22 protein-coding genes and 1 tRNA gene are annotated in these 25852 nt (G+C 67.4%); 2 read left to right on the top strand and 21 right to left on the bottom strand.

Annotated features, from left to right (window positions below):
- Window position 1: 1 nt before the first annotated feature.
- The 19 genes from AC3WOE_RS02495 to AC3WOE_RS02405 all read right to left on the bottom strand — a co-directional run bounded on the left by AC3WOE_RS02495 (window position 2) and on the right by AC3WOE_RS02405 (window position 21007).
- A tRNA-Ala gene (locus AC3WOE_RS02495) sits at window positions 2–77 on the bottom strand.
- A gap of 86 nt (window positions 78–163) precedes the next feature.
- On the bottom strand, window positions 164–1594 hold the full coding sequence (gene gltX, locus AC3WOE_RS02490) for a glutamate--tRNA ligase (protein ID WP_492688008.1): 1431 nt from the start codon (window positions 1592–1594) through the stop codon (window positions 164–166).
- The gene (locus tag AC3WOE_RS02485) at window positions 1594–2811 is read right to left on the bottom strand and encodes an O-succinylhomoserine sulfhydrylase (RefSeq protein WP_492688006.1); all 1218 of its coding nucleotides are present in this window, start codon (window positions 2809–2811) and stop codon (window positions 1594–1596) included. Before AC3WOE_RS02485 ends, gltX begins: the two co-directional genes overlap by 1 nt.
- Window positions 2812–2815: 4 nt before the next feature.
- Window positions 2816–4327, bottom strand: a complete 1512-nt coding sequence (gene purF / locus AC3WOE_RS02480; protein WP_492688004.1) for an amidophosphoribosyltransferase — start codon at window positions 4325–4327, stop codon at window positions 2816–2818.
- Window positions 4328–4338: 11 nt separating this feature from the next.
- On the bottom strand, window positions 4339–4881 hold the full coding sequence (locus AC3WOE_RS02475) for a CvpA family protein (RefSeq protein WP_492688003.1): 543 nt from the start codon (window positions 4879–4881) through the stop codon (window positions 4339–4341).
- 10 nt (window positions 4882–4891) lie between these two features.
- The gene (locus AC3WOE_RS02470; RefSeq protein WP_492688001.1) at window positions 4892–5668 is read right to left on the bottom strand and encodes an SPOR domain-containing protein; all 777 of its coding nucleotides are present in this window, start codon (window positions 5666–5668) and stop codon (window positions 4892–4894) included.
- 15 nt (window positions 5669–5683) lie between these two features.
- Window positions 5684–7003: a bifunctional tetrahydrofolate synthase/dihydrofolate synthase gene (gene folC / locus AC3WOE_RS02465; protein WP_492687999.1), complete on the bottom strand. Its 1320-nt coding sequence runs from the start codon at window positions 7001–7003 to the stop codon at window positions 5684–5686.
- 130 nt (window positions 7004–7133) lie between these two features.
- The gene (gene accD / locus AC3WOE_RS02460; RefSeq protein ID WP_439462335.1) at window positions 7134–8006 is read right to left on the bottom strand and encodes an acetyl-CoA carboxylase, carboxyltransferase subunit beta; all 873 of its coding nucleotides are present in this window, start codon (window positions 8004–8006) and stop codon (window positions 7134–7136) included.
- Between the two features lie 11 nt (window positions 8007–8017).
- Window positions 8018–8815, bottom strand: coding sequence for a tryptophan synthase subunit alpha (gene trpA / locus AC3WOE_RS02455; RefSeq protein WP_492687998.1), 798 nt, complete (start codon window positions 8813–8815; stop codon window positions 8018–8020).
- On the bottom strand, window positions 8812–10065 hold the full coding sequence (gene trpB / locus AC3WOE_RS02450; protein WP_492687996.1) for a tryptophan synthase subunit beta: 1254 nt from the start codon (window positions 10063–10065) through the stop codon (window positions 8812–8814). The genes trpA and trpB overlap by 4 nt, the downstream gene beginning before the upstream one ends.
- Before the next feature lie 8 nt (window positions 10066–10073).
- On the bottom strand, window positions 10074–10703 hold the full coding sequence (locus tag AC3WOE_RS02445; RefSeq protein ID WP_492687994.1) for a phosphoribosylanthranilate isomerase: 630 nt from the start codon (window positions 10701–10703) through the stop codon (window positions 10074–10076).
- Window positions 10700–11482, bottom strand: a complete 783-nt coding sequence (truA, locus tag AC3WOE_RS02440; RefSeq protein ID WP_492687992.1) for a tRNA pseudouridine(38-40) synthase TruA — start codon at window positions 11480–11482, stop codon at window positions 10700–10702. The genes AC3WOE_RS02445 and truA overlap by 4 nt, the downstream gene beginning before the upstream one ends.
- A 57-nt stretch (window positions 11483–11539) precedes the next feature.
- On the bottom strand, window positions 11540–14035 hold the full coding sequence (locus tag AC3WOE_RS02435; RefSeq protein ID WP_492687990.1) for a motility hub landmark protein FimV: 2496 nt from the start codon (window positions 14033–14035) through the stop codon (window positions 11540–11542).
- Between the two features lie 302 nt (window positions 14036–14337).
- Window positions 14338–15450: an aspartate-semialdehyde dehydrogenase gene (asd, locus tag AC3WOE_RS02430; protein ID WP_492687988.1), complete on the bottom strand. Its 1113-nt coding sequence runs from the start codon at window positions 15448–15450 to the stop codon at window positions 14338–14340.
- 90 nt (window positions 15451–15540) lie between these two features.
- Window positions 15541–16635 (bottom strand): 3-isopropylmalate dehydrogenase, encoded by a 1095-nt coding sequence (leuB, locus tag AC3WOE_RS02425; protein WP_492687986.1) that lies wholly within the window; start codon window positions 16633–16635, stop codon window positions 15541–15543.
- A 1-nt stretch (window position 16636) separates the two neighbouring features.
- A complete protein-coding gene (gene leuD, locus AC3WOE_RS02420) occupies window positions 16637–17284 on the bottom strand; it encodes a 3-isopropylmalate dehydratase small subunit (protein ID WP_492687984.1) in 648 nt (215 codons plus the stop codon).
- 1 nt (window position 17285) lies between these two features.
- A complete protein-coding gene (gene leuC / locus AC3WOE_RS02415) occupies window positions 17286–18698 on the bottom strand; it encodes a 3-isopropylmalate dehydratase large subunit (protein WP_492687983.1) in 1413 nt (470 codons plus the stop codon).
- The gene (locus AC3WOE_RS02410; protein ID WP_492687982.1) at window positions 18695–19588 is read right to left on the bottom strand and encodes a LysR family transcriptional regulator; all 894 of its coding nucleotides are present in this window, start codon (window positions 19586–19588) and stop codon (window positions 18695–18697) included. The genes leuC and AC3WOE_RS02410 overlap by 4 nt, the downstream gene beginning before the upstream one ends.
- Window positions 19589–19672: 84 nt before the next feature.
- Window positions 19673–21007 carry a hypothetical protein gene (locus AC3WOE_RS02405; protein WP_492687981.1) on the bottom strand — a complete coding sequence of 445 codons (1335 nt, stop codon included), beginning with the start codon at window positions 21005–21007 and terminating at the stop codon, window positions 19673–19675.
- A 304-nt stretch (window positions 21008–21311) separates the two neighbouring features.
- Between AC3WOE_RS02405 and AC3WOE_RS02400 the strand changes: the two genes are divergently transcribed.
- Both AC3WOE_RS02400 and AC3WOE_RS02395 read left to right on the top strand, forming a co-directional pair.
- Window positions 21312–22556 (top strand): Yip1 family protein, encoded by a 1245-nt coding sequence (locus AC3WOE_RS02400; RefSeq protein WP_492687979.1) that lies wholly within the window; start codon window positions 21312–21314, stop codon window positions 22554–22556.
- A gap of 30 nt (window positions 22557–22586) precedes the next feature.
- Window positions 22587–23357 (top strand): substrate-binding periplasmic protein, encoded by a 771-nt coding sequence (locus AC3WOE_RS02395; protein WP_492687977.1) that lies wholly within the window; start codon window positions 22587–22589, stop codon window positions 23355–23357.
- Here the strand turns inward: AC3WOE_RS02395 and AC3WOE_RS02390 are convergent.
- Together AC3WOE_RS02390 and AC3WOE_RS02385 are read right to left on the bottom strand one after the other, a co-directional pair.
- Window positions 23338–23805, bottom strand: coding sequence for a VOC family protein (locus AC3WOE_RS02390; RefSeq protein WP_492687975.1), 468 nt, complete (start codon window positions 23803–23805; stop codon window positions 23338–23340). The genes AC3WOE_RS02395 and AC3WOE_RS02390 overlap by 20 nt on opposite strands.
- Window positions 23805–25850 carry an acetyl-CoA carboxylase biotin carboxylase subunit gene (locus AC3WOE_RS02385; protein WP_492687973.1) on the bottom strand — a complete coding sequence of 682 codons (2046 nt, stop codon included), beginning with the start codon at window positions 25848–25850 and terminating at the stop codon, window positions 23805–23807. Before AC3WOE_RS02385 ends, AC3WOE_RS02390 begins: the two co-directional genes overlap by 1 nt.
- Window positions 25851–25852 lie beyond the last annotated feature (2 nt).

Below are 25852 nucleotides of genomic sequence, written 5' to 3'. Positions count from 1 at the left end.
TTGGTGGAGGTAAGCGGGATCGAACCGCTGACCTCTTGCATGCCATGCAAGCGCTCTCCCAGCTGAGCTATACCCCCGTGTTTTCGATTCTGTCTCAAACTTTCGTCTTCGACTTCTTCGTTAACAGCGCTGTTCAAGCGAGACCAAGAGTATATGACGAAATTCAGAGGCTTTGCAAGCGATCGAGAACTTTTTTCTTGTCGAAGTGCTCGAGCACCGCATCCAGGCTCGGAGTTTGCGCACGACCGCACACCAGCACGCGCACCGGCACGGCCAGCTGGGGCATCTTCAAACCGACGGCGGCCAAGGTCTCCTTGAGGGCCTGCTGGATGCTGGCCTTGCTCCAGTCGCTCAAGGCGGACAGGCGCTGAGACAGCTCGGCCAGCGCGGGGCGCACCGCATCGGTGATGTGCGTCGCCAGATCCTCTGCGGAAGGCATGACGGGGACGAAATACATCGCCAGCCAATCGGCCAGGGCCGCCACCGTCGCGCAGCGATCCTTGAACAGGCCGACCTTGGGCTGGATCTGCTCGACCGTCGCGGCAATGCCCCGGCCCGCCAGCTGCTCGACCACCAGGCCCGCCAGACGCGCCTCGTCGATCTGCTTCACATAATGGCCGTTGACCCAGTCCAGCTTGGCCGGATCCCATTGGGCCGGGCTCTTGGACAGATGGGAGCCGTCGAACCAGCTCACCATCTGCTCGGCCGAGAACAGCTCGTCGTCGCCATGGCTCCAGCCCAGGCGGGCCAGATAGTTCAGCATGCCTTCGGGCAGATAGCCGTTGGCGGCGTAGTCCATCACGCTGACGGCGCCGCGGCGCTTTGACAACTTCAGGCCGTCGTCGCCCAGGATGATGGGCAGGTGGCCGAAGGACGGCAGCGGCGCGCCCAGGGCCTTGAAGATGTTGATCTGCCAGGGCGTGTTGTTGACATGCTCGTCGCCGCGGAAGACATGGCTGATGCGCATGTCCCAGTCGTCGACGACGACGGCGAAGTTGTAGGTCGGCACGCCCGGCGCGCCCTCAGGTGCGCCATCCGATGGCGCGCGCGCAATGATGAGGTCGTCGATCTCGCGGTTGTTGATGGTGATCGGGCCCTTGACCACGTCGTTCCAGGTCACGTCGCCTTCGACGGGGTTGGCGAAGCGGACCACGGGCTTCACACCTTCGGGAGGCGGCGGCAGCGTCTTGCCCGGCTCGGGGCGCCAGCGGCGGTCGTACAGCGTCTTCTCGCCGCGGGCTTTCTGGGCCTCGCGCATCTCGGTGAGTTCTTCGGGCGTCGCGTAGCAGCGGTAGGCCTTGCCGTCGGCAATCATCTGGTCGATGACGGCCTGGTAGCGCTCCAGGCGCTGCATCTGATAGATCGGACCCTCGTCGTAGGACAGGCCCAGCCAGTTCATGGCCGCGATGATCTGGTCGACCGAATCCTGGGTGGAGCGGGCGACGTCGGTGTCCTCGATGCGCAGCACGAACTCGCCGCCGTGATGGCGGGCGTAGGCCCAGGAGTAGAGGGCCGTGCGGGCCGTGCCGAGGTGCAGGAAGCCGGTCGGCGACGGCGCGATGCGCGTGCGGACCTTGTCGAAGTTGGAGCTCATCAGGTTTTCAGGGTGGAAAGGCCACGAGCGAGGTCGTCGCAGATGTCGTCGACATGCTCGAGGCCGACGGCCAGGCGGATCAGGCCCTGGCCGATACCCGCCGCCTGGCGCTGCGCCTCGGTGAGGCGACCGTGCGAGGTCGTAGCGGGGTGGGTGATGATGGTCTTGGTATCGCCCAGGTTGGTGGCGATGGAGACGACGCGCGTGCTGTCGATGACGTGGAAGGCCGCGGCGCGTGCAGCCTCGGGCGAGCTCGCCTTGACGTCGAAAGACAGCACCGCCCCGCCCTGCCCGCCTTGCTGGCGCATGGCCAGTTCGTGCTGAGGGTGGGAGGCCAGCGACGGGTAGTAGACGCGCGCCACTTCGGGCTGCGCTTCCAGCCAGCGGGCGACAGCCAGGGTCTGCTCGCTCTGGGCCTTCATGCGCAGGGCCAGCGTCTCCAAGCCCTTGAGCACCACCCAGGCGTTGAAGGGCGCCAGCGTCATGCCCACGGTGCGCAGGATGGGCCCGAAGACGTCGCGGATCAGCGCGTTGGGCCCGCACAGGGCGCCGGCCATCACGCGGCCCTGGCCGTCCATGTACTTCGTGGCCGAGTGCATGACGATGTCGGCCCCCATCTCCGCGGGGCGCTGCAGGGCTGGCGTCGAATAGGTGTTGTCGACGGCAAGGATGGCACCGGCTGCATGGGCAATGTCGGCCAGCGCACGGATGTCGCAGACCTCGGTCAGCGGATTGGTCGGCGTCTCGGCAAAGAGCAGCTTGGTGGTCGGCTTGATGGCCGCGCGCCATTCGGCCAGATCGGTCTGCGAGACGAAGCTCGTCTCGACGCCGAACTTGGCGAACTCCTTGGCGAAGAGGTTGATCGTCGAGCCGAACACCGAGCGCGAGCAGACGACGTGGTCGCCGGCCTTGAGCACACCCATGCCGAGCAGCAGGATGGCGCTCATGCCGGTGGACGTTGCGATGGCGGCTTCCGTGCCTTCCAACGCGGCCAGGCGCGCCTCCAGGCTGCGCACGGTGGGGTTGCTGGTGCGCGAGTAGGTGAAGTCCTCGGAGCCGGAGAACTTGCGCGCCGAGGTCTCGGCGTCGGGCTGGACGTAGGCCGTCGTCAGGAACAAGGCCTCGGAGTTCTCGCCATGCTGGCTGGGCGCGAGCGCGGCACGGACGGCCAGCGTCTCGGGGCGCAGGCCGTCGGGCAGGCGTCGCTCGCTACTCATGCGCTCAGCCTTCGCCGCCGCCTTGCAGGGCCAGGCGGCCGCGCGCGTCGGCGTCTTCCTCGGTGGACTGGCTTGTGCGCTGCTCGCGCATGGCGGCGAAGTCGGCGAGGCTGACGTCGCCGGTCACGTAATGGCCATCGAAGCAGCTCGCCTCGAAGCCGGCAAGGCCGGGGCGCAGCGCAGCCACGACACGCTTCATCGCATCGACGTCCTGGTAGATCAGCGCATCGGCGCCGATGTACTGACGGATCTCCTCGATGGAGCGGTTGTGGGCGATCAGTTCCTCGGCCGTCGGCATGTCGATGCCGTAGACGTTGGGGTAGCGCACCGGCGGCGCAGCGGAGGCCAGATAGACCTTGCGCGCGCCGGCCTCGCGGGCCATCTGCACGATCTCCTTGGACGTCGTGCCGCGCACAATGGAGTCGTCCACCAGCAGCACATTGCGGTCCTTGAACTCGACGCCGATGGCGTTGAGCTTCTGGCGCACGCTCTTCTTGCGAGCGCCCTGCCCCGGCATGATGAAGGTGCGGCCGACGTAGCGGTTCTTCACGAAGCCCTCGCGATAGGGCTTGCCGATGCGGTGGGCCAGCTGCATGGCCGACGGGCGGCTGCTTTCCGGGATGGGAATGACGACGTCGATCTCATTGGGCGGCATCGTGGAGATGACGCGCTGGGCCAGGGTCTCGCCCATGTTGAGGCGGGCCTGGTAGACCGAGATGCCGTCCATCACCGAGTCCGGGCGAGCCAGGTAGACGAACTCGAACATGCAGGGGTTCAGCGACGGGTTATCGTTGCACTGCTCGGTGTGCACCTTGCCCGTCATGTCGACGAACAGGGCCTCGCCGGGCGCCAGGTCGCGCTCCAGCTGGTGGCCCGTGCCTTCCAGCGCCACGCTTTCGCTGGCCACCATGAACTCGCCATTCGCCGACTTGCCGAAGCACAGCGGGCGGATGCCGAAGGGATCGCGGAAGGCCAGCAGGCCCTGGCCGGCGATCAGCGCGATGACGGCATAGCTGCCCTTGATGCGCTTTTGCACCGCGCGCACAGCGGAGAAGATCTCCTTGGGCGTCAGCGGCAGGTCGCGCGCGGCCAGCTCCAGCTCGTGGGCCAGCACATTGATCAGCACCTCGGTGTCGCTCTCGGTGTTGATGTGGCGGCGGTCGATGTCGAAGAGCTCGTCCTTCAGCGCCAGGGCATTCGTCAGGTTGCCGTTGTGCACCAGCACGATCCCGAAGGGCGCATTGACGTAGAAGGGCTGGGCCTCTTCCTCGCTGTAGGCATTGCCGGCCGTCGGGTAGCGCACCTGGCCCAGGCCGATATTGCCCGGCAGGGCCCGCATATTGCGGGTGCGGAAGACGTCGCGCACCATGCCGCGGGCCTTGTGCATGAAGCATTTCTGGCCCTGCATCGTGACGATGCCGGCAGCGTCCTGGCCGCGGTGCTGCAGCAGCAGCAGCGCGTCATAGAGGAGCTGGTTGACGGGGGTGGCAGCGAGGGTGCCGACGATGCCGCACATGGCGAGGGTCCTTAGTCAGTAGCTTCCGCCTCAGATGGGGTCATCGAGCGGGAAATAAAACGGGCAACAGGTTCCGGGAGCAGCGGGGCTGCGTCATGCAGCACGCCGTTCAGCACCGGCGCGGCGCGCGAGGCCCGCCAGGTGGAGGATTCGGCCAATGGCGAGGCGCCAATGATGAGCACGAGCAGCAGCGCGATGAAGACGCCGCGCAGCGCGCCGAAGCCGGCGCCGCCCAGGCGGTCGATGGCCGACAGCGGTGTGGCATGGATCAGCATCTTCACGAGGCGCGAGGCGAGGCCCCAGACCAGCAGCACGAAGAAGAAGGCGATGGCCAGCGCGACGATGTGCAGCACGGGCGGGCTGAGCTGGTGGGTGAAGGAGTCCGGCAGCAGGTCCTCGACGACGGGCGCCAGCGGCGAGGCGGCGAAATAAGCCACCACCCAGCCGGCCAGGGACATGACCTCGAAGATGAGGCCGCGCCAGATGCCCAGGGCTATCGAGATCAGCAGCACCACTGCCAACGCAAGATCGACCCAGCTCAGCGCGACGTCCATGTCCGTTCCGTCAGAGCGTCAGGATGGCGCCGGGCAGGCCCGCGCCCTTGATCTTCGCCGCGGCACGCTCGGCCTCGTCGCGGCTGGCGAAGGGGCCGAGGCGCACGCGGATGCGGCGGCCATCGGCCGTGTCGACGGCCTGGGCGTAGGTCTTGAGCCCGAGCTTCTCGACCTTGGTGCGCACGTCCTGGGCGGCCTTGTTCTCGCCATAGGCGCCGACCTGGACGATGAAGCGCGCGGCAGCGGCCGCTGCGGGCTCCTTGCCTTCCAGCAGGGCCTGGGCACGGGCGCCGTCGTTGGCGTGGGCCTTGGGCTTGTCGGCCGGCTTCTCTGCAGGCTTTTCCGCCGGTTTTTCAGCGGGTTTCTCGGCCACCTTGACCGCCGGCTTGTCCTGCGGCTTCTCGGCCACGGGCTTTTCGACCACCGGTTGCTCGACCGGCGCCGGTGCGGTCGCCACGGCGGGGGCTGGCGTCGGCGTGGAAGCCGGCTCGGCCTGCGACAGCGGCTCGCGCGTCGGCACCGTCAGCGGCAGCGCGGTTTCCTTGCGCGGGATGTCGATGGGCAGATCGACCGGAATCGGCCGCGGCTGGGTTTCGAAGACCAGCGGGAAGCCGACCACGCCGGCGGCAACCAGCACGGCGGCACCGATGAGGCGGCGGCGAGCGCGGATGCGCAGCACCTGCACATCCTCGGCCGCAGAGGCCTTGGCGCCGGACTTGCCAGCCGACTTCTTGGGCGCCGCCGCAGCGGTGGCGTCGTCGCGCTTGAGAAAGGAGAACAGGCCCATTGGCGGCGTCTACGGTCAGTGGAGGGTGGGAGGCTGGAGAACCTGCGCCGAGGTGGCACCGGCCGTCACGCGAGGCAGGCCCTGTTGGAGCACCCCGCCCACGGTGAAGAAGGATCCGAAGACCAGGATTCTATCGGCCGTGGTCGCCCCGAGCGCCGCCGCCTGCAGGGCGTCGAGGGGGTTGGCGTGGGTATGCGTCGTGACGTCGGCCGGGGTCTTCAGGCCGGCGGCGAGAAAGGCCGTTTCGAGCTGCTCGGCGGTCGCGGCGCGCGGGATGGGCAGGTCGGTGAAATGCCAGACATCCACCAGCGGCGCGATGCGGCCCAGGATGCCGGCCAGGTCCTTGTCCGCCATGGCGCCGAAGACGGCGTGGGTGCGTGGGAAGAAGCCCATCTGGTCCAGATTCTGAGCCAGAGCCGCCACGGCGTGCGGGTTGTGGGCGACATCCAGCACGACGGCCGGCTGGCCGGCGAGCACCTGGAAGCGGCCCGGCAGTTCGACCAGGGCCAGGCCGGTGCGCACGGCCTGGGCGCTGATGGGCAGGCGGTCGGCCAGGGCCTCAAAGGCGGCCAACACGCCCGAGGCGTTCAGCAGCTGGTTGACGCCGCGCAGGGCCGGATAGGACATGCCGGAGTAGCGCTTGCTGCGGCCAGCCCACTGCCATTGGGTGCGGTCGCCGCTGAAGGTGAAGTCCTTGCCCAACTGGCGCAGGTCGGCGCCGATCTCCAGCGCGCGTTCGGCGAGCGAGGCCGGCGGCACCGGGTCGCTGACGACGACGGGCCGGCCGGTGCGCATGATGCCGGCCTTCTCACGGCCGACGCTGTCGCGATCGGGGCCGAGGAATTCGGTGTGGTCCAGGTCGATGCTGGTGATGACGGCGCAGTCGGCGTCGATGACGTTGACCGCATCCAGTCGACCGCCCAGGCCGACCTCGAGGATGACCAGGTCCAGCGGCTCATGCTGCAGGCGCCTCATGATGGCCAGGGTCGTGAACTCGAAATAGGTCAGCGTGATGTCGCCACGCGCGGCCTCGACGGCTTCGAAATGCGCCTCTAGCGACTCGGCCGCCACCGGCGCGCCACCCACGCGGCAACGCTCCTGGAAATGCACCAGATGGGGCTTGATGTAGAGGCCGACGCGATAGCCGGCGTGCAGGGCGATGGACTCCAGCATGGCGCAGGTCGAGCCCTTGCCATTGGTGCCGGCGACGATGACGGTCGGGCAGTCGAAGGCAATGCCGAGCTTGTCCTTCACCGCCTTGACGCGGTCCAGCGTCATGTCGATGGTCTTGGGATGCAGGCGCTCGCAGTGGGCGAGCCATTCGTCGAGATTCATGGCATCAAAAAGCTGAGCGGCCAGGCGTAAGGCCTGGCCGCGATCAATCCAGCAGCTGCCATGGAACCGGCTTTGCCGGGCCATCGGCAGCGCCCCCTTGAGGGGGCCGGCGAAGCCGGTACGGGGTGGGTCAAGCCACGGCGTCCGCGCTCTGGCGCTGCAGCATGGCGAGTTGGCGGGCAATGGTCTCGCGCAGCTGGCGGCGGTCCACGATCATGTCGATGGCGCCCTTCTCCATCAGGAACTCGGCGCGCTGGAAGCCGGCCGGCAGCTTTTCGCGCACGGTGTTCTCGATGACGCGCGGGCCGGCAAAGCCGATCAGCGCCTTGGGTTCGGCCAGCACGATGTCGCCGACGAAGGCGAACGAGGCTGAGACGCCGCCCATGGTCGGGTCGGTCAGCACGCTGATGTAGGGCAGCTTGGCTTTGGCCAGGCGCGTCAGCGACGCATTGGTCTTGGCCATCTGCATCAGGCTCAGCAGGCCTTCCTGCATCCGCGCGCCGCCGGTGGCGGTGAAGCAGATGAAAGGCGTCTTCTGCTCGATGGCCGTCTCGACGCCGCGCACGAAGCGCTCGCCGACGACGGAACCCATGGAGCCGCCCATGAAGTCGAACTCGAAGCAGGCCGTGACGACGGGCACGCTCATGACGGCACCGCCCATGACCACCAGGGCGTCGGTCTCGCCGGTGTTTTCCAGCGCTTCCTTCAGGCGGTCGGGGTACTTCTTGCTGTCCTTGAACTTCAGCGCGTCGACGGGCAGCACTTCCTGGCCGATCTCATAACGGCCTTCACCGTCGAGGAAAGCGTCCAGGCGGGCCCGGGCGCCAATGCGGTGGTGGAAGCTGCACTTGGGGCAGACATTGATGTTCTGCTCCAGATCGGTCTTGTAGAGCACCGTCTCGCAGCTCGGGCACTTGATCCACAGGCCTTCCGGGACCGTGCGGCGGTCGGCGGGGTCGCCTTGCTGGATCTTGGGCGGGAGCAGTTTGTCGAGCCAACTCATGGTCAGTCCTTTTATCTGTCGAGTGCAGCGCGGATCTCTCGGATGAAGGCCGCGCCGGTCAAGGCGACATTATCGGCTGGCTGGCGCTCGAGCAATTCGACCAGCTTGGAACCGATGACGACGGCGTCCGAAACATCGGCAACGGCCCGTGCCGTGGCACCGTCGCGGATGCCAAAACCCACCCCCACCGGCGTGCTGACATGCTGGCGGATGCGCGGCACGGCCTCGGCCACGGCGGCGGTGTTGAGGTGGCCGGCACCGGTCACGCCCTTCAGCGAGACGTAATAGACATAGCCGCTGGCGAGCTGGCCCACCTGGGCCATGCGGGCCTCGGTGGACGTGGGCGCCAGCAGGAAGATGGCATCCATGTTGGCGGCACGCAGCTTGGCGGCGAACTCGGCGCATTCCTCGGGCGGATAGTCGACGATGAGCACACCGTCGACGCCGGCTGCGGCCGCGTCCGCCACAAAGGCATCCAGGCCGTAGCGCTCGACCGGGTTGGCATAGCCCATCAGCACCAGCGGCGTCTTGTCATTGCGGGCGCGGAACTCGCGGACGTAAGCCAGCACCTTGCGCAGACCGATGCCGTTCTTCAGCGCCCGCTCGCCGGCGCGCTGGATGACGGGACCGTCGGCCATGGGGTCGGAGAAAGGCACGCCGAGTTCGATGACGTCGGCGCCGGCCTCGGCCATGGCCAGCAGCAGGTCGACGGTGGCGGTCGGATGCGGATCGCCCGCGGTGACGAAGGGGATCAGCGCCTTGCGGCCGCCGGCCTTGAGCTGGTCGAAGGTGGTGGTGATGCGACTCATTGCTTCACCTTCTCACCGGCTTGCGACGGGCGGTCGAAATAGGCAGCGCCGGACAGGTCGGCCACGGTGCCGATGTCCTTGTCGCCGCGGCCACTGAGGTTGACCAGCAGCACCTTGTCCTTCCCCAGCGTCGGCGCCAGCTTGATGGCATGCGCAACGGCATGGCTGGATTCCAGCGCCGGGATGATGCCCTCGGTGCGACACAGGCGATGGAAGGCCGCCAGCGCATCGGCGTCGGTGCAGCCGACGTATTCGGCGCGGCCGATGTCCTTCAGGTGGGCATGCTCGGGACCGACGCCGGGATAGTCCAGGCCGGCCGAGATCGAGTGGGTCTCGATGATCTGGCCGTCCTCGTCCTGCAGCAGATAGGTGCGGTTGCCATGCAGCACGCCGGGGCTGCCGGCGGTCAGCGTGGCGGCATGCTTGCCGCTGGCCACGCCCTGCCCTTCGGCCTCGACGCCGATGAGGCGCACGTTCTCGTGCGGGATATAGGGGTGGAAGATGCCGATGGCATTGCTGCCACCGCCCACGCAGGCGATGACGGCATCCGGCTGGCGACCGGCCAGCTCGGGCATCTGCTCCAAGCACTCCAGGCCGATGATGCGCTGGAAGTCGCGCACCATCATGGGATAGGGATGGGGGCCGGCCACGGTGCCGATGATGTAGAAGGTGTTCTCGACGTTGGTGACCCAGTCGCGCATGGCCTCGTTGAGCGCGTCCTTCAGCGTCTTGCTGCCGCTCTCCACGGGCACGACGGTGGCGCCAAGCAGCTTCATGCGGTAGACATTGGGCGACTGGCGCTTGACGTCCTCGCTGCCCATATAGACCACGCATTCCAGCCCGTAGCGGGCGCAGATGGTGGCCGTGGCCACGCCATGCTGGCCGGCGCCGGTTTCGGCGATGACGCGCGGCTTGCCCATGCGCTTGGCCAGCAGGGCCTGGCCGATGACGTTGTTGATCTTGTGCGCGCCGGTGTGGTTGAGGTCCTCGCGCTTGAGGTAGATCTGGGCACCGCCCAGCTCGCGGCTCAGGCGGTCGGCGTGATAGATGGGGCTGGGCCGGCCAACGAAGTGCTTGAGCTCACGCTTGAACTCGGCCAGGAACTCGGCGTCGTGCTGGTAGTGGGCGTAGGCGTCCTTGAGCTGGTCCAGGGCATGGACGAGGGTCTCGGAGACGAAGCTGCCGCCATAGGTGGGCGTGCCCGCATGGCGGAAATGCCCGGTCGCATCGGGCTGGTCGTAGGCAAACATGGTCTTTCCTAGCTGGTCAGTTCGGCGTCGGCGCGGCGCACCGCACGGCAGAACTCGTGGATCAGGTCGGCGCTCTTGATGCCCTTGGACACCTCGACGCCGGAACTCACATCAACGGCCCAGGGCCGCACCCGGGCGATGCCATCGCCGACGTTTGCTGCATTCAACCCACCAGACAAAACGAGGTGAGAGGCTGCGCTTGGTGGAATGAGTGACCAATCGAAGACCTTGCCGCCACCGCCATAGCCTTCGACAGGAGCGTCGAGCAGGATGGCCTGAGCGTTGGAAAAACGAGAGCTGAAGTCTACCAAGTCAAAGCCCGGCGACATGGCGGCGGCCCGGAGGTAGGGGCGTTTGATGCGGTCGCAGTCGGCTGGTGTCTCGTCGCCATGGAACTGGACCAGCATATTGGGCAGGGCCTCGAGGCCCGCCTGCAACTCGGCATCGGTCGCGTTAACGAAGAGGCCTACCGGCGTCACGAAAGGCGGCAGCAGCCGCGCCAGCGTCCTCGCCCGCTCCGGCGTCACGAAGCGCTTGCTCTTGGCGTAGAAGACGAAGCCGATGGCATCGGCGCCCGCCGCGACGGCGGCTTCAACGTCGGTTTCGCGGGTCAGGCCGCAGATCTTGATTCGTGTCATGGCAACCAGCTCAGGGCCGCGACTTCGCGCGGGATGTCCAGCTCGGCATCGTAGGTCGGACCCAGGAAATAGAGGCCGTCAGGAGAAAAGGTCGGCGCGGCCACCTTGCGGTCGCGGGCGGCCAGCACTTCCGACACCCAGTCCGGCGAGCGCGTGCCGCTGCCGACGGCCAGGATGCAGCCCATCAGGTTGCGCACCATGTGATGCAGGAAGGCGCTGGCCTCGAACTCGAAGCGCCAGTAGGCGCCGCGGCGCTGCACCCTGATCTCGCGCAGCGTCTTGATGGGCGACGCGGCCTGGCATTCGGAGGAACGGAAGGACGAGAAATCGTGCTCGCCGATCAGGCGCTCGGCAGCAGCCTCCAGCGCCGCCTGCTCCAGCGGGCGGAAGATCCAGCCGCATTGGCCGGACTCGATGGCAGGCCTGACGGCCGACTCCAGCAGCAGATAGGCATAACGCCGCCCTCGCGCGGAGTTGCGCGCATGGAAGGCGTCACCCGGAAAACGGCACCACTGGATGGCGATGTCGGGCGGCAGATAGCGGTTGCTGCCGCGCACCCAGGAGAAGGGTTCGCGGTCGACCTCGGTGTCGAAATGGATGACCTGGTTGATGCCATGCACACCGGTATCGGTGCGGCCCGCGCAGAGGGTGCGGATGGGCTGGGCCGCAAAAGCGCTCAGGCCCTTCTCGAGGGCGTCCTGCACGGTGCGGCCGTTGGGCTGGCTCTGCCAGCCGTTGTAGCCGCCGCCGCGGTAGCTGACTCCTAGTGCGACTCTCATGGGCTCCCAAGTAAAAACGCCCGGCCAAGGCCGGGCGTCGAAGTATCGCGGTTGCTATCAGCGAAGTTCGTTCAGCATCGCCTGCGCCTTGTCGCGCAGCGGACCGCTGGCGCGCTGGATCAGCTCCTGCAGCACTTCGCGGGCACCTTCGGTGTCACCGATCTGGCGGAACTCGTCGGCCAATTCGAGCTGGCGCATCAGCGGGTCGCCTTCATCGTCGCTCAGGGGCGGCAGCGCCTGGCTGAGATGGTGGGGATCAGTCTCGCCGGGCAGCGTCGAATCGCCCAGGTCGAAGTCCAGATCCGGCGATGCCGAGGCCGGCGTCGCGGGCGTCAGGGTACCCATGCTGCTGACGTCGAAGCTCAGGTCGGGCGCGGGCGGTGCCGTGCGCGTGCCACGGCTGGAGATGTCGAAGTCCATCGTCATCGGCGCCTGCTCGATCGAAGCGGGCATGGCCTGGGTCGCGGCCATCGCGTTCGGCGAGACCGGCTCGGGGGCGTCGAGGTCCAGATCCAGGGCCAGGTCGAAGCCGCTCACCGGGCCGGTATCCGGGCCGCCGCGCATGGCGTCGGTGGCCAGATGAGCCGCGGCTGCGGCTGCGGCGCTGGGCAGGGCCGTCTGCGGCAACGTGCTGGCGTTCATCGGCTCGGGGCGCAGTTCGGGGCCGTCTTCCACGTGCGCAGGCGCGCCGCCCGGCTGGTAGAGCGGATTGTCCGGATCAATGCCGCGACCCAGTTCCTGGGCCTTGGACCAGTCTTCGCCCGCGCCCTTGGTCTCGGCGTAGAGCTGCACGGCCAGTTGCTCGAAGCCCTTGGTATCGCGGCGCTTGGCGTAGACCTCCAGCAGCTTGAGGCGGATGGCCAGGCGCGTCGGGTTGGCGCGCAGGGCTTCCTTGAGGATTTCCTCGGCCTGCAGGTCACGGCCATAGGCCAGGTAGACGTCAGCCTCGGCAACCGGGTCCACGTCGCCGATGGCGTCGAGCTGGCTGAGCGAATAGCTCATGGACGACTGGCCGCTATTCTGCGCGTCACGCGTGTCGACGCGCTGGCCACCGGTGCCACCGAAGAAGGAATCGGGCTGCAGGCGGCTTTCGTGGAAGCTGGTCTCGGCCGCATTGACCGGGCGGCGCGAGCGCAGGCGGTACAGGCCCAGGCCACCGAGGACGGCGACGAGAACGCCGGCCAGCGGCAGCACGATGGGGCTGTCGAGCAGTTGCTCGATCAGGCCCGGCGGCTCGGCAACCGGGGGCGGCGCCAGCGGTGCGCTGGCGCGAGGGGCCGGACGCGAGGCCGGTGCACTTGCAGCAGCCACCACGGCGGGTGCGGAAGCCGGGACCGAAGCGGGTTCTGCGGTCGCGACGACAGGCGCCGTCACCGGGGACGGTGTCGGTGCCGCCGCAGGGGCCGCTGCGGAAGCCGTCGTCGCGCCGGGCTTGGCAGCGCTGGAAAGCTTCTTCAGCTCCTCCACATTGCGGGTCAGTTCGGCCACGCGGGCGGCGGCGTCCTTCTTCTCGGCGTCCTTGGACAGCTTGGCCTCGGCCGCACTCGCGGCACTGCCGGCCTTGCTGAGCGTGAGCTTGTCGGGCGTCGGCGCGGCCGCGGGCTTGCGGTCCTCGACAGCAGCCTGCACCTGCCCCTTGGACTGGCGCTCGCTCTCGTTGCTCTGCAGCGTGGGCGCGGCGGAGGCGAGGCGTTGGCGGTAGGCCGAGAAGTCGGCACTCTGGGCCAGGATGACGCGACGCGCTTCCGGCGCCGGCACCGTGGCCAGCGACTCGCTGGACGGCACCTGCAACACGGCACCCGACTTCAGCAGGTTCATGTTGCCGTCGATGAAGGCGTCCGGGTTGTTGCGGAACAGGCCGACCAGCATCTGGTCCAGCGAGATGCCGGCCACCTGGGTCTTGGCCGCCACCTTGGACAGCGAATCGCCCGGACGCACGGCGTATTCGGAGGCCGCGGTGACGGGAGGACGCACGGCGACGGGGGCGGCCGCGGGCGGGCGGGCTGCCGCAACCGGAGCGGGCGCCGACGCAGAGCCGTTGCGGGGCAGCGCCGTCGTCACCGCGGGCGCCGGAGCAGGCACCGCCTCGCTCGACGCGGCCGTGGCGGGCGCGGCAGCGATGGCCGCTGGCGCGGTCACCACGGGAGCGGGCTTGGGCAGGCTCGGCGGATCAAACAGCAGCGTGTATTCGCGCACCAGGCGGCCGCTGGACCACGTCAGCTCGAGGATGACGTCGACGAACGGCTCCTGCACCGAGCGGTCGCTGCTGACGCGCAGCACCGTGCGGCCGTTGTTGCGCACGATCTGCACCTGCGCGGAGGTCAGCACCGGGTTGTATTCAACGCCGGTGGCGCGGTAGGACTCGGGCGGTGCAACGCGCACCTTGAGCGTGGCGGCTTCCTCGGGCGTCAGACTGCTGACGTCGATCTCGGCCCGCATGGTCTCGCCGAGGGCCGACTGCACGTTCAACTTGCCCAGGCCCAGGGCCTGAGCGCCGCCGCCAGCTACCAGCAGAGCAGCAGCGAGGGCGAGATGGTGACGAGCAAAGCCCATGGGTCGAACTCCCTCGAATGCGTCGCGAATATGGTCTTTCAAGGCATTCCCCAAAGCAACAAGGCGGGGCAATGGGCCCCGCCTGTCTCGATCTTCAGCTGCACGAACCTGGTTTGCACGGTGTGGCCTGCGTCGAGTTTCGAATCAAAAACACAACGGTATCAAGCATATACGCTGAAATGCTCAAGGGGTACCTGATGTGTCGTTTGGATTCAATATCGACGCCCGGGTGAACCCTTAGTCAAGTCGTAAAAGACAGTAAGCGAAACCGAAATGAAACGGGCCCCGAAGGGCCCGTGCTGTCAACGCTCCAGCAGGATGCGCAGCATGCGGCGCAGCGGTTCGGCCGCGCCCCAAAGCAGTTGGTCACCGATGGTGAAGGCGCCCAGGTACTCGGGGCCCATGGCGAGCTTGCGCAGGCGGCCGACGGGGATGGTCATGGTGCCGGTGACGGCCACGGGCGTCAGGTCACGGATGGTGGCTTCGCGCGTGTTCGGCACCACCTTCACCCAGGCGTTGTCGGCGGCGATCATGGCCTCGATGTCGGCCAGCGGCACGTCCTTCTTCAGCTTGAAGGTCAGGGCCTGGCTGTGGCAGCGCATGGCGCCGACGCGGACGCAGAAGCCGTCGACAGGAATGGCGCCGGAGCCGAGGATCTTGTTGGTCTCGGCCATGCCCTTCCATTCTTCCTTGGACATGCCGTTGCCCAGGTCCTTGTCGATCCAGGGGATCAGCGAGCCGCCCAGCGGCACGCCGAAGTTGGCCGTCTCTTCAGCCGACAACGAACGCTGCTTGGCGATGACCTGGCGGTCGATCTCGAGGATGGCGCTCTTGGGGTCGTCCAGCAGCGGCTTCACCGAGGCATTCAGCGTGCCGTACTGCGTCAGCAGTTCGCGCATATGCTGGGCGCCGCCGCCGGAAGCGGCCTGGTAGGTCTGGGTGGACATCCACTCGACGAGGCCTGCCTTGTACAGAGCCCCCACGCCCATCAGCATGCAGCTGACGGTGCAGTTGCCGCCGATCCAGTTCTTGCCGCCGTTGCTCAGCGCCTGGTCGATGACGGGGCGGTTGACGGGGTCCAGGATGATGACGGCGTCATCGGCCATGCGCAGCGTCGAGGCCGCGTCGATCCAGTGGCCGTTCCAGCCCGCGGCGCGCAGCTTGGGATAGACCTCGGTCGTGTAATCGCCGCCCTGGGCGGTGATGATGATGTCGCAGCGCTTGAGCTGTTCGATGTCGAAGGCGTTCTGCAGCGACTTCTCGTTCTTGGCCTGGGCCGGGGCAGCGCCGCCGGCGTTGGAGGTCGAGAAGAACAGCGGCTCGATCAGGTCGAAATCGCGCTCGGCGGTCATGCGCTCCATGAGCACCGAGCCCACCATGCCACGCCAGCCTACGAGGCCTACCAAGGTCGTCATCATCAAATCCTTTCGTACTGTCACCAAACCCCATCCACTTTGGGCCCCGGCTCGTTCGCCGGGTTTGGAGGGGCGAGACGAGACGGAGCTTCAGCTCTTAATGGTTTTGGTGGTCGTGATGGCTTTGACGACAGCGTCGCCCATCTCGGTGGTCGTGACCTTCGAGGTGCCTTCACTCCAGATGTCGGCCGTGCGCAAGCCCTGGGCCAGCACCGACTGAACCGCGGCTTCGATACGAGCGGCGGCTTCGGGCTGGTTGAGGGAGAACTTGAGCATCATGGCGGCTGACAGGATTGTAGCCAGAGGATTGGCAATTCCCTTGCCTGCGATGTCCGGGGCGCTGCCGTGGCTGGGTTCGTAGAGGCCCTTGTTGTTGGCGTCCAGCGAAGCGGACGGCAGCATGCCGATGGAGCCGGTCAGCATGGCGGCCTCGTCGGACAGGATGTCGCCGAACATATTGCCGGTCACGACGACGTCGAACTTTTTCGGCGCCTTGACGAGCTGCATGGCGGCGTTGTCCACGTACATATGGTCCAGCTCGACATCGGGGTACTGGGCGTGGACTTCGATGACGATGTCCTTCCAGAACTGCGAGGTCTCCAGCACATTGGCCTTGTCGACGCTGGTCAGGCGCTTGCCACGCTTGCGGGCGGCCTGGAAGGCGACGTGGGCGATGCGCTCGATCTCGGGGCGCGAGTAGCGCATGGTGTCGAAGGCTTCGTCGGCGCCCGGGAAGTGGCCGTCCACGGCCGTGCGACGGCCGCGCGGCTGGCCGAAGTAGATGTCACCGGTGAGTTCGCGGATCAGCAGGATGTCGAGGCCGGCCACCAGTTCCGGCTTCAGCGACGAGGCGTGGGTCAGCTGCTCGTAGCAGATGGCAGGACGGAAGTTGGCGAACAGGCCCAGGGCCTTGCGCAGGCCGAGGATGGCCTGCTCGGGGCGCAGCGAGCGCTCGAGCTTGTCGTACTTCCAGTCGCCAACGGCGCCGAACAGCACGGCGTCAGCCTCTTGCGCGAGCTTCAGCGTGGCTGGGGGCAGCGGGTGGCCGCTGGTCTCGTAGGCCTTGCCGCCGACATCGGCCCAATCCAGCTGCAGGGGCAGGTCCAGGGCCTTCAGCACCTTGACGGCCTCGGCCATGATCTCCGGGCCGATACCGTCGCCCGGCAGTACTGCAATCTTCTTCATCTCAAATCACTCGATTGTTGAGCCAGGGTTTGGCGGCAATGCGTTGCGCCTCGTAAGCGCGGATCTTGTCGGTGTGCTGCAGGGTCAGGCCGATCTCGTCGAGGCCGCCGATCAGGCATTCCTTGCGGAAGGGCTCGATGTCGAAGGGCAACTCGGCGCCATCGGGCTTGACCACCACCTGGCGCGGCAGGTCGACGACGAGCTGGTAGCCGGGGAAGGCATAGCACTCATCAAACAGGCGAGCGATGGCGCTCTCCGGCAGCACGATGGGCAGCAGCCCGTTCTTGAAGCAGTTGTTGAAGAAGATGTCGGCGAAGCTCGGCGCCAAGATGGCGCGAAAGCCGTACTGCTGCAGGGCCCAGGGCGCGTGCTCGCGGCTGGAGCCACAACCGAAGTTGCTGCGCGCGATCAGCACGCTTGCCGCCGCATAGCGCGGCTGGTTCAGCACGAAGTCAGGATTGGGCTTGCGGCTGGCCGGGTCCTGGCCGGGCTCGCCATGGTCCAGATAGCGCCACTCATCAAACAGGTTGGGGCCGAAGCCCGAGCGCTTGATCGACTTCAGGAACTGCTTGGGAATGATGGCGTCGGTGTCGACGTTGTCGCGGTCCATGGGCGCGACCAACCCTTTGTGGATGGTGAACTTGTCCATGTCAGCTCAGGGTACGAACGTCAACGAAATGGCCGGTCATGGCCGCAGCAGCAGCCATCGCCGGGCTGACGAGGTGGGTGCGACCACCCGCGCCCTGGCGGCCTTCGAAGTTGCGGTTGCTGGTGGAAGCGCAGCGCTCGCCCGGCTCCAGCCGGTCGGCGTTCATGGCCAGGCACATGGAGCAGCCCGGTTCACGCCATTCGAAGCCGGCGGCCTTGAAGACCTGGTCCAGGCCTTCGGCTTCGGCTTGCGCCTTGACGAGGCCCGAGCCCGGCACGACCAGGGCCAGCTTGATGTTCTTGGCGACGCGGCCACCGACGCGCTTCACGACGGCCGCGGCCTCGCGCATGTCCTCGATGCGGCTGTTGGTGCAGGAACCGATGAAGACCTTGTCGACATGGATGTCGTTGATGGCCTTGTTGGGTTCGAGCGCCATATAGGTCAGCGCGCGCTCGATGGCACCGCGCTTGACGGCGTCACGCTCCTTGTCGGGATCGGGCACGCGGTCGTCGATGGCCAGCACCATCTCGGGCGAGGTGCCCCAGGTGACTTGCGGGCGGATCTGGGCGGCATCGATCTCGACGATCTTGTCGAAATGCGCGCCGGCGTCGGAATGCAGATTGCGCCAGTAGGCGACGGCCTGGTCCCACTCCACGCCCTGCGGCGAGAAGGGGCGGCCCTTGACGTAATTGATGGTCGTGTCGTCCACGCCGATCAGGCCGGCGCGGGCACCGGCTTCGATGGCCATGTTGCAGACGGTCATGCGACCTTCCATCGAGAGTGAGCGGATGGCCGCGCCCGCGAACTCGATGGTGTAGCCGGTGCCGCCGGCCGTGCCGATCTTGCCGATGATGGCCAGCACGATGTCCTTGGCGCCGCAGCCGCGGGGCAATTGGCCCTCGACCTTGACGAGCAGGTTCTTGGCCTTCTTAGCCGACAGCGTCTGCGTGGCCAGCACATGCTCGACCTCACTGGTGCCGATGCCGTGGGCCAGCGCACCGAAGGCGCCATGCGTGGACGTGTGGCTGTCACCGCAAACGACGGTCATGCCGGGCAGCGTGGCGCCCTGCTCGGGGCCGATGACGTGAACGATGCCCTGGCGCTTGTCGTTCATCTTGAACTGCGTGATGCCGACGCGGTCGCAGTTGGCATCCAGGGTGTCGACCTGCAGCTTGGAGACCGGGTCGGCGATGCCTTGAGAGCGGTCCGTCGTCGGCACGTTGTGGTCGCTGACGGCCAGGTTGGCGCTCAAGCGCCAGACCTTGCGGCCAGCCAGATCCAGGCCTTCGAAGGCCTGGGGACTGGTCACCTCATGGACGAGGTGGCGGTCGATATAGAGCAGCGCCGTGCCGTCGGGCTCGGTATGCACGACATGCTCATCCCAGAGCTTGTCGTAAAGGGTTCTAGAGGTCATTGCTTCTCTCGAGGAATCAGGGTGTCCACGAAGCGTTGCACCACGGTGGGCAAACGCTGCTGACGCAGCACACCCAATACATATTCGCGCTCCGCCCAGGGCTCTTCAAGGCGGATGCTGCGCACGCCGAAGACGCGGGTGAAGCGTTCCGCCGGCTGCTCGGGCAGCACGGCCACGCCCAGGCCTGCCTCGACGAGCTGGGCGATGGCGTCGAAGCCCCGCACCTGCCAGCGCGCGTTCAGCGTCTTGCCGCGGGCCGCAGCCTGTTCGCGCATCAGCTCCTGGGCGCTGGCGCCAGCATGCAGGCCGATGAGGTCATAGGCCAGCAGGTCGTCGAAGGTGACTTCCTCGCGGGCACTCAGCGGGTGCTTGAGCGGCACGAGTGCCGCCAGGCGGCCGTGGCCGACCACCCAGGTCTGCAGGCGGTTGTCCACCAGCGGCGGCGTGAAGACGCCCACGTCTGCCCTGCCCTCGGCCACCGCGGCCTGCACCTCGGCGCTGGTCAAGTCTTCGAGGCTGATGCGGATCTGTGCATGCGCCTGCGAGAAGCCCACCAGATGAGGCGGCAGGGCCTCGGTGATGGCGCTGCTGTTGGCGGCAATGCGCAGATGGCCCTTGATGCCGCGCGAGAACTCCATGACCTCGGTTTCGAGGGCATAGAGGGAGGCGTGCAGCGAACGGATATGACGCACCAGCGCACGGCCGGCCTCGGTGGGTTCGACGCCCCGGGCGCGCCGCTCGAAGAGCTGCACGCCGAGGCGGCTTTCCAGGTCAGACAGGCGCTTGCTGGCGGCTGCCAGCGCCAGGTGTTCCTGGGCGGCACCGCGGGTGATCGAGCGGGTCTGCTCGATGGCCAGCACGAGATTGAGGGTGGTGAGGTCGTGGCGCATGGTGATCGTCTAACTCCAGCATAGCCTTCGTGAAGAACGCGATTCTGCGCCAATAACTGACTTCTGTTTCGTATTTTGCGAAGCTCAGTGCGTCGCTTGGCCCGCCTTTTTCAGCAAGCCACGCAGGGCGTTGCGGCTGTGCGCACCGAAATGCCCCAGCAGCTCTGCAACCTGGCTCTGCAGGGCGTCGCGCTGGCCCTGCATGTCCCTGGCGAGGTCGGGGCCGAGCCGGGCCTCGTTGGCGGCAAAGTCGAAATTGGGGTCAGTGACGAATTTCGCCGGCGCGCCGACGACGACGGCCGCGTCGGTCGCCGGACCGGCGGCAAAGGCTTCGGCAGCGACGACGTCGCGCACATAGGCCACGCTCCAGGCCGGATAGCGCGCGTCGCGGGCCGCATCGCGTAGCGCCAACTCCAGCGGGCCGTCCTGCTGCTTGCGGGCCGCCTCGATGATCCAGCGCGTCTGGAACTGCTCCAGCACGAAATGGCGATTGCCCTGCAGCACGACCAGACCCTGCCGGTCGGCCGGCGCGCCGACCTGGGCCTTGAAGTTGACCCACATCATGTGGCCCAGGGTCGCACCCGGCGCGGCGCTCGCGTGATAGGGCTGGGTCAGGTCTTCGACGTGATGCAGGGCCAGGCCGGCAAAGCGCCAGCCCCAGTAGGCGTGGCCGGTCTGCCAGGCCAGCACGGCCAGGGTGGCGTACTGCTGCACGCGCAGCTCGGTGAAGGTGCGGGCGAAGCTCGGCGCCAGCGTGTTGAAGACGGCCCCCTGGTGGAAGAAGCCCATGTGGAAAGGCGCCTGCGAGCCGATGGACACGGCCGGGTTGCCGAAGGGCTGCTTGCCGAAGCCGTAGTCCGGGTGGCCGGGGTTGTCGTCGAAGAGATTGAGGTCGTGGCCGTAGTCGGGCTCGTCGCAGGCGGAAGCGAGCACGGCCAGCGGCACGACCGCTTCGCCAGGCTGCAGGGCCAGGAAGCGCTGCGTTGCACCCGCGCCGGGCTTGGTGGCCGTGACCAGGGTCGCGTCCATGGGCGCGCGCGAAGGCACGGTCTCGCGCGGGTCGGGTTGCAGATAGAGGGCGAGGCGGGACTGCGGCGACAGGCGCAGGGCCTGCAGGAAGGCCATGCGGCGGTCAGCGTCGCTGCGCCTGGCGTCGGCGACGAAGCGCAGCGCCTCCGGCCGCGGTGCGTGGTGGTTCAGATGCTCGCGCGCCCAGGCCTCCTGGGCGTCCAGCGTGAGCGCGATCGACCGCTCCTGGTCGCGCAGGAAATCGACCAGGGGCTCCGCCTTCACCGCCGCGGCGCCGGCGACCTCGGGCATGCGCTCGAAGGCGCGATAGCACATGGGGGTGTGGTTGCCCCAGGCCTGCGCCAGCGTGGGCAGCAGCAGGGGGAGCAGAAGAAGGAAGGACTTGCGCATCGGCAGGCGGCGTGAGAGGTGGCCGATTCTGGCGCGAGCCTGAGCAAAGCCTTGCGACCGAACTCGCGAAACGGCTTGTGGCCCCCTCGCCTCCCGGTGTGCCACGGGCCGGTCAGCCCAGCGCGGCACGCGCAAGTTTTGCTGCTGCGCAGGTTACGGGCGGGTACGGGTTCGCAGAAGCGGCGATTCGGGAAGTGGCGCTTCGCGAACGTTCAAGCCGACCTGCCGCAAGCAGCTACATGAAAGCCCCGAGTGCCGCGCCGGTACAGGCTTCTAGGATGGGTCATCTCACCCGGAGACCCTCATGAACCTGGTCCAACGCATCCAAGACATCCTGCTCAAGCCCAAGGACACCTGGCCGCAGATCGCCCAGGAGGCCGCCACGACGCAGTCGCTGTACAAGGAATGGCTGCTGATCCTGGCGGCGATTCCGGCCGTGGCCGGCTTCATCGGCATGTCGGTCGTGGGCATGGGCGGCTTCGGCTTCAGCTACCGCGTGCCCTTCGCCAGCGGCCTGGTGCACATGGTGCTGGGCTATGCGATGTCGCTGGGCATGGTCTATCTGCTGTCGCTGCTGGTGAACGCGCTGGCACCCACCTTCGGCGGCACGCCGGACCCGCTGGCAGCGCTGAAGCTGGTGGCCTATGGCTGCACGGCCGGCTTCGTCGGCGGCGTGTTTCAGCTGCTGCCCTCGCTGGGCCTGCTGGGCCTGCTGGCCGGCCTCTATTCCGTCTACCTCATCTACCTCGGGCTGCCGGTGCTGATGCGCAACCCGCCGGAGAAGTCAGCCGGCTACACGGCCGTCATCGTCGTGGCCGGCATCGTGGCAGGGCTGGTGGTGGGGGCGGTGACCGGGGCGGTGCTGGGCGCTTCGCATCGCTTGAGCAGTTGGGGCGGCGGACAGCCCGACGGCGGCTCGGTGACCGTCCACGCCCCGGGCGGTGATGTCACCCTCGACACCAGCAAGATGGAAGCGGCCGCCAAGCGCATGGAGGCCCTGGGCAAGAAGATGGAAGAGGCGCAGGCCAAGGGCGACAGTGCCGCCACGGGCAAGGCCCTGAGCGAGATGATGGGCGCGATGACCGGCGCCACCGGTGGCGGCAAGCCCATGCCGGCGGCCGACCTCAAGGCCCTGCTGCCCGACAACATTGGCGACTTCAAGCGCACCAGCGTGGAAGCCCAGAGCGGCGGCGCCATGGGCATCAACTCGTCCTCTGCCAAGGCCCGCTACGGCAATGGCGACAAGTCCATCGCCCTGGACATCACCGACATGGGCAGCCTCGCCGGCATGGCCAGCCTGGCCGGCTGGGCCAATATGACGCTCGACAAGGAGGCCGATGGCCGCGTCGAGCGCGTGTTCAAGCAGGGCGACCGCACGGTGCGCGAGGAGTATCGAAAGGATGGCTCCCACGCCGAGATGACGGTGTTGCTGCCCAACGGCGTCATCGTCGAGGCCAAGGGCGATCAGGTCGGCATCGAGCAGTTGCGCAGCGTCATCGGCGGTGTCGACCTCAACAAGCTGGCCAGCACGCCGCGCCAGGCCGGCTGAGCGCGGCCCGGCCCTCAGCCCGGTGCGGCGATGACCTCGGGAAGACGTACCCTCCGCCCCGCCCACGTCGCCGCGGCCCTGCTGCTGGCCGCCCAGCCCGCGCTGGCGGGGCATTTCGTCATCGGCGTGGAGGACATGGACTACGCGCCCATCATGAGCACGGGCAGCGGGGGCGAGTTCCGCGGCTATGTGCGCGAGCTGTTCGACCTGTTCGGCCGCCGCCATGGCCACAGCTTCGAGTACCGGGCCCTGCCCACCAGGCGGCTGACGGCCGAACATGTGGCCGGCCGGCTCGACGGCGTCTTTCCGGACAACCCGAACTGGCAGGCCGAGGCCAAGCGTGGCCATCAACTGACCTACTCGGCGCCGACGGTGCCCTTCCAGGACGTTGTCATGGTGCCGCCCGCCAGACAGGACCTGCCCCCGCATGAACTCGGCATCGTGCGCGGCTTCACGCCCAAGCGCTTCCTGCCGCAGATCCAGGCCGGCGACCTGCGCGTGACCGAGGCCGGCGATCCATCTCGCCTCATCCGCATGGCCCTGGCCGGACGTATCGATGGCGTGCACCTGGCCCTGCCCGTCGCGCAGTACCAGTTGAAGCAACTGGGAGGGGAAGGCGCCCTCGTGCCATCAAGGTCCGTGCCACCGACGAACTACGAATTCCACTACCGGCTCTCCAGCGTCAGGCACGCGGAACTCGTGGCGCAGTTCGACCGCTTCCTGCGCGAGGAAGAAGCCGCCCTCGCCGCGCTGCAGCACCGCTACGGCCTGGACGACCAGGTCAAGCCAGTGCCGCGATGACCTCGGGCGGCGCCTGCACCAGTTCGATCAGCACGCCTTCGCCGCCGAACGGAAACTGCTCGTTGCCCTTGGGGTGGACAAAGCAGATGTCATGACCGGCCGCGCCGCGGCGGATGCCGCCAGGCGCAAAGCGCAGGCCCTGCGACTCCAGCCACTGCACGGCCACCGGCAGGTCATCCACCCACAGGCCGATGTGGTTGAGCGGCGTGGCATGCACGGCCGGCTTCTTCTCGGGGTCCAGCGGCTGCATCAGGTCGACCTCGACGGCATGGACGCCCTGCCCCAGCGTGCAGATGTCCTCGTCGACGTTCTCGCGCTCGCTCTTGAAGTTGCCGGTCACCGGCACGCCGAGCAGGTTCACCCACAGATGGCTGAGCCTGCCCTTGTCGAGGCCGCCGATGGCGATCTGCTGCAGGCCCAGGACCTTGAAGGGACGGTGCGCGTTCATCAGGCAAACCTCAGGATGGGCTGATCGACGGACAGGCTCTCACCCGGCTTGGCCAGCACTTCGGCCACGGTCACGTCCTGCACTGCGGAGAGGATGTTCTCCATCTTCATCGCCTCGATGACGGCCAGGCGTTCGCCGGCCTGTACGGTCTGGCCGACCTGGGCGGCCAGATGTACCAGCAGGCCCGGCATGGGCGACAGCAGCAGCTTGGAGGTGTCGGGCGGCGCCTTGTAGGGCATCAGGGCCTGCAACTCGGCCGCGCGCGGGCTCAGCACGGTCAGCTCGATGGAGCGGCCACCATGCTGGATGCGGTAGGCCAGCGGGTTCTTGGCCGTGCCGCGCTCGGCCTGGGCCGTGAAGGGCTGACCATTCACCGTGCCGCTGATGCGCACGTCGTTGAGGCGCGAGCGGGAAACGATGCGGTAATCCTTGCCGCCCACCTGCACGCGCGCCTCGCCCAGGGCACCGGCGAATTCGCTGATGTGCATGGGGTGCTGTTCGGTCTTGCCGCCGCCCAGATTCACCACGGCGACGTAGTCATGCTCGATCTGCACCTCGTGGCCGCGCAGCTGGCCGCTGATGCCGGCCTCGCGCTCGCGGGCCTTGCGGCGAATGAAGCCGGCCAGGGCCACCAGGAAGAGCGGGTCGGCATGCGGCACGTCCTCGGCCCTGAAGCCCTCGGCGTAGTGCTTGGCAATGAAACCGGTGTTGAAGTTGCCGGTCGCGAAATCCGGATGCGCCAGCAGGGCCGCCTGGAAGGGGATGTTGCTGGACACGCCGCGGATGACGAAGCCGTTCAGCGCCTCGCGCATCTTGCCGATCGCCTCGGTGCGATCCTTCCCGTGCACGATGAGCTTGGCGATCATCGAGTCGTAGAACATCGGGATCTCGCCGCCCTCGTAGACGCCGGTGTCCACGCGCACGCCGAAGCGCTCGGGCTCGGCCTGAGTCATCGTCGTTTCAGGCGGCTGGTAGCGCACCAGGCGGCCGGTCGAGGGCAGGAAGTTGCGGAAGGGGTCTTCCGCGTTGATGCGGCACTCGATGGCCCAGCCATCGCGCTTGATGTCGGCCTGCTTGAACGACAGCGCCTCGCCCGCGGCGACGCGGATCATCTGCTCGACCAGGTCCAGGCCGGTGATGCATTCGGTGACCGGGTGCTCGACCTGCAGCCGCGTGTTCATCTCCAGGAAGTAGAAGTCCTGGTCCTTGCCGACGACGAACTCCACCGTGCCGGCGCTCTGGTACTTCACCGCCTTGGCCAGGGCCACGGCCTGTTCGCCCATGGCCTTGCGCGTCGCCTCGCTGATGAAGGGCGACGGCGCTTCTTCGATGACCTTCTGGTGGCGGCGCTGGATGGAGCATTCGCGCTCATGCAGGTAGACGACGTTGCCCTGCGAGTCGCCCAGCACCTGGATCTCGATGTGGCGCGGCTGCTCGACGAACTTCTCCATGAAGACGCGGTCGTCGCCGAAGCTGTTGCGCGCCTCGTTGCGGCAGGACGTGAAGCCCTCGAAGCATTCCTTGTCGTTGAAGGCCACGCGCAGGCCCTTGCCGCCGCCGCCGGCGCTGGCCTTGATCATGACCGGGTAGCCGATGCGCTTGGCGATCTCGACGGCCTCTTCGGGCGCCAGGATGGGCTCGTTGTGGCCGGGAATGGTGCTGACCTTGGCCTCGTTGGCCAGCTTCTTGGAGGCGATCTTGTCGCCCATGGCCGCGATGCTGTAGTGCTTGGGGCCGATGAAGACCATGCCCTCCTCTTCCACGCGACGGGCGAAGTCCTCGTTCTCGGACAGGAAGCCATAGCCGGGATGGATGGCCTGGGCGCCGGTCTGTTTGGCGGCCGCAATGATCTTGTCGGCGACCAGATAGCTCTCGCGCGACGGCGCCGGGCCGAGCAGCACGGCCTCGTCGGCCAGGTCGACATGGCGGGCGTCCTTGTCGGCTTCGGAGTAGACGGCAACCGTCTTGATGTCCATCTTCTTTGCCGTAGCAATGACCCGGCAAGCGATTTCACCGCGGTTGGCGATCAGGATCTTGGTGAACATGC

This window comes from Roseateles sp. FW305-36 (assembly GCF_058787015.1).
The sequence above is the reverse complement of the archived record's forward strand: the minus strand, read 5'-3'. Positions and strand labels throughout refer to the sequence as shown.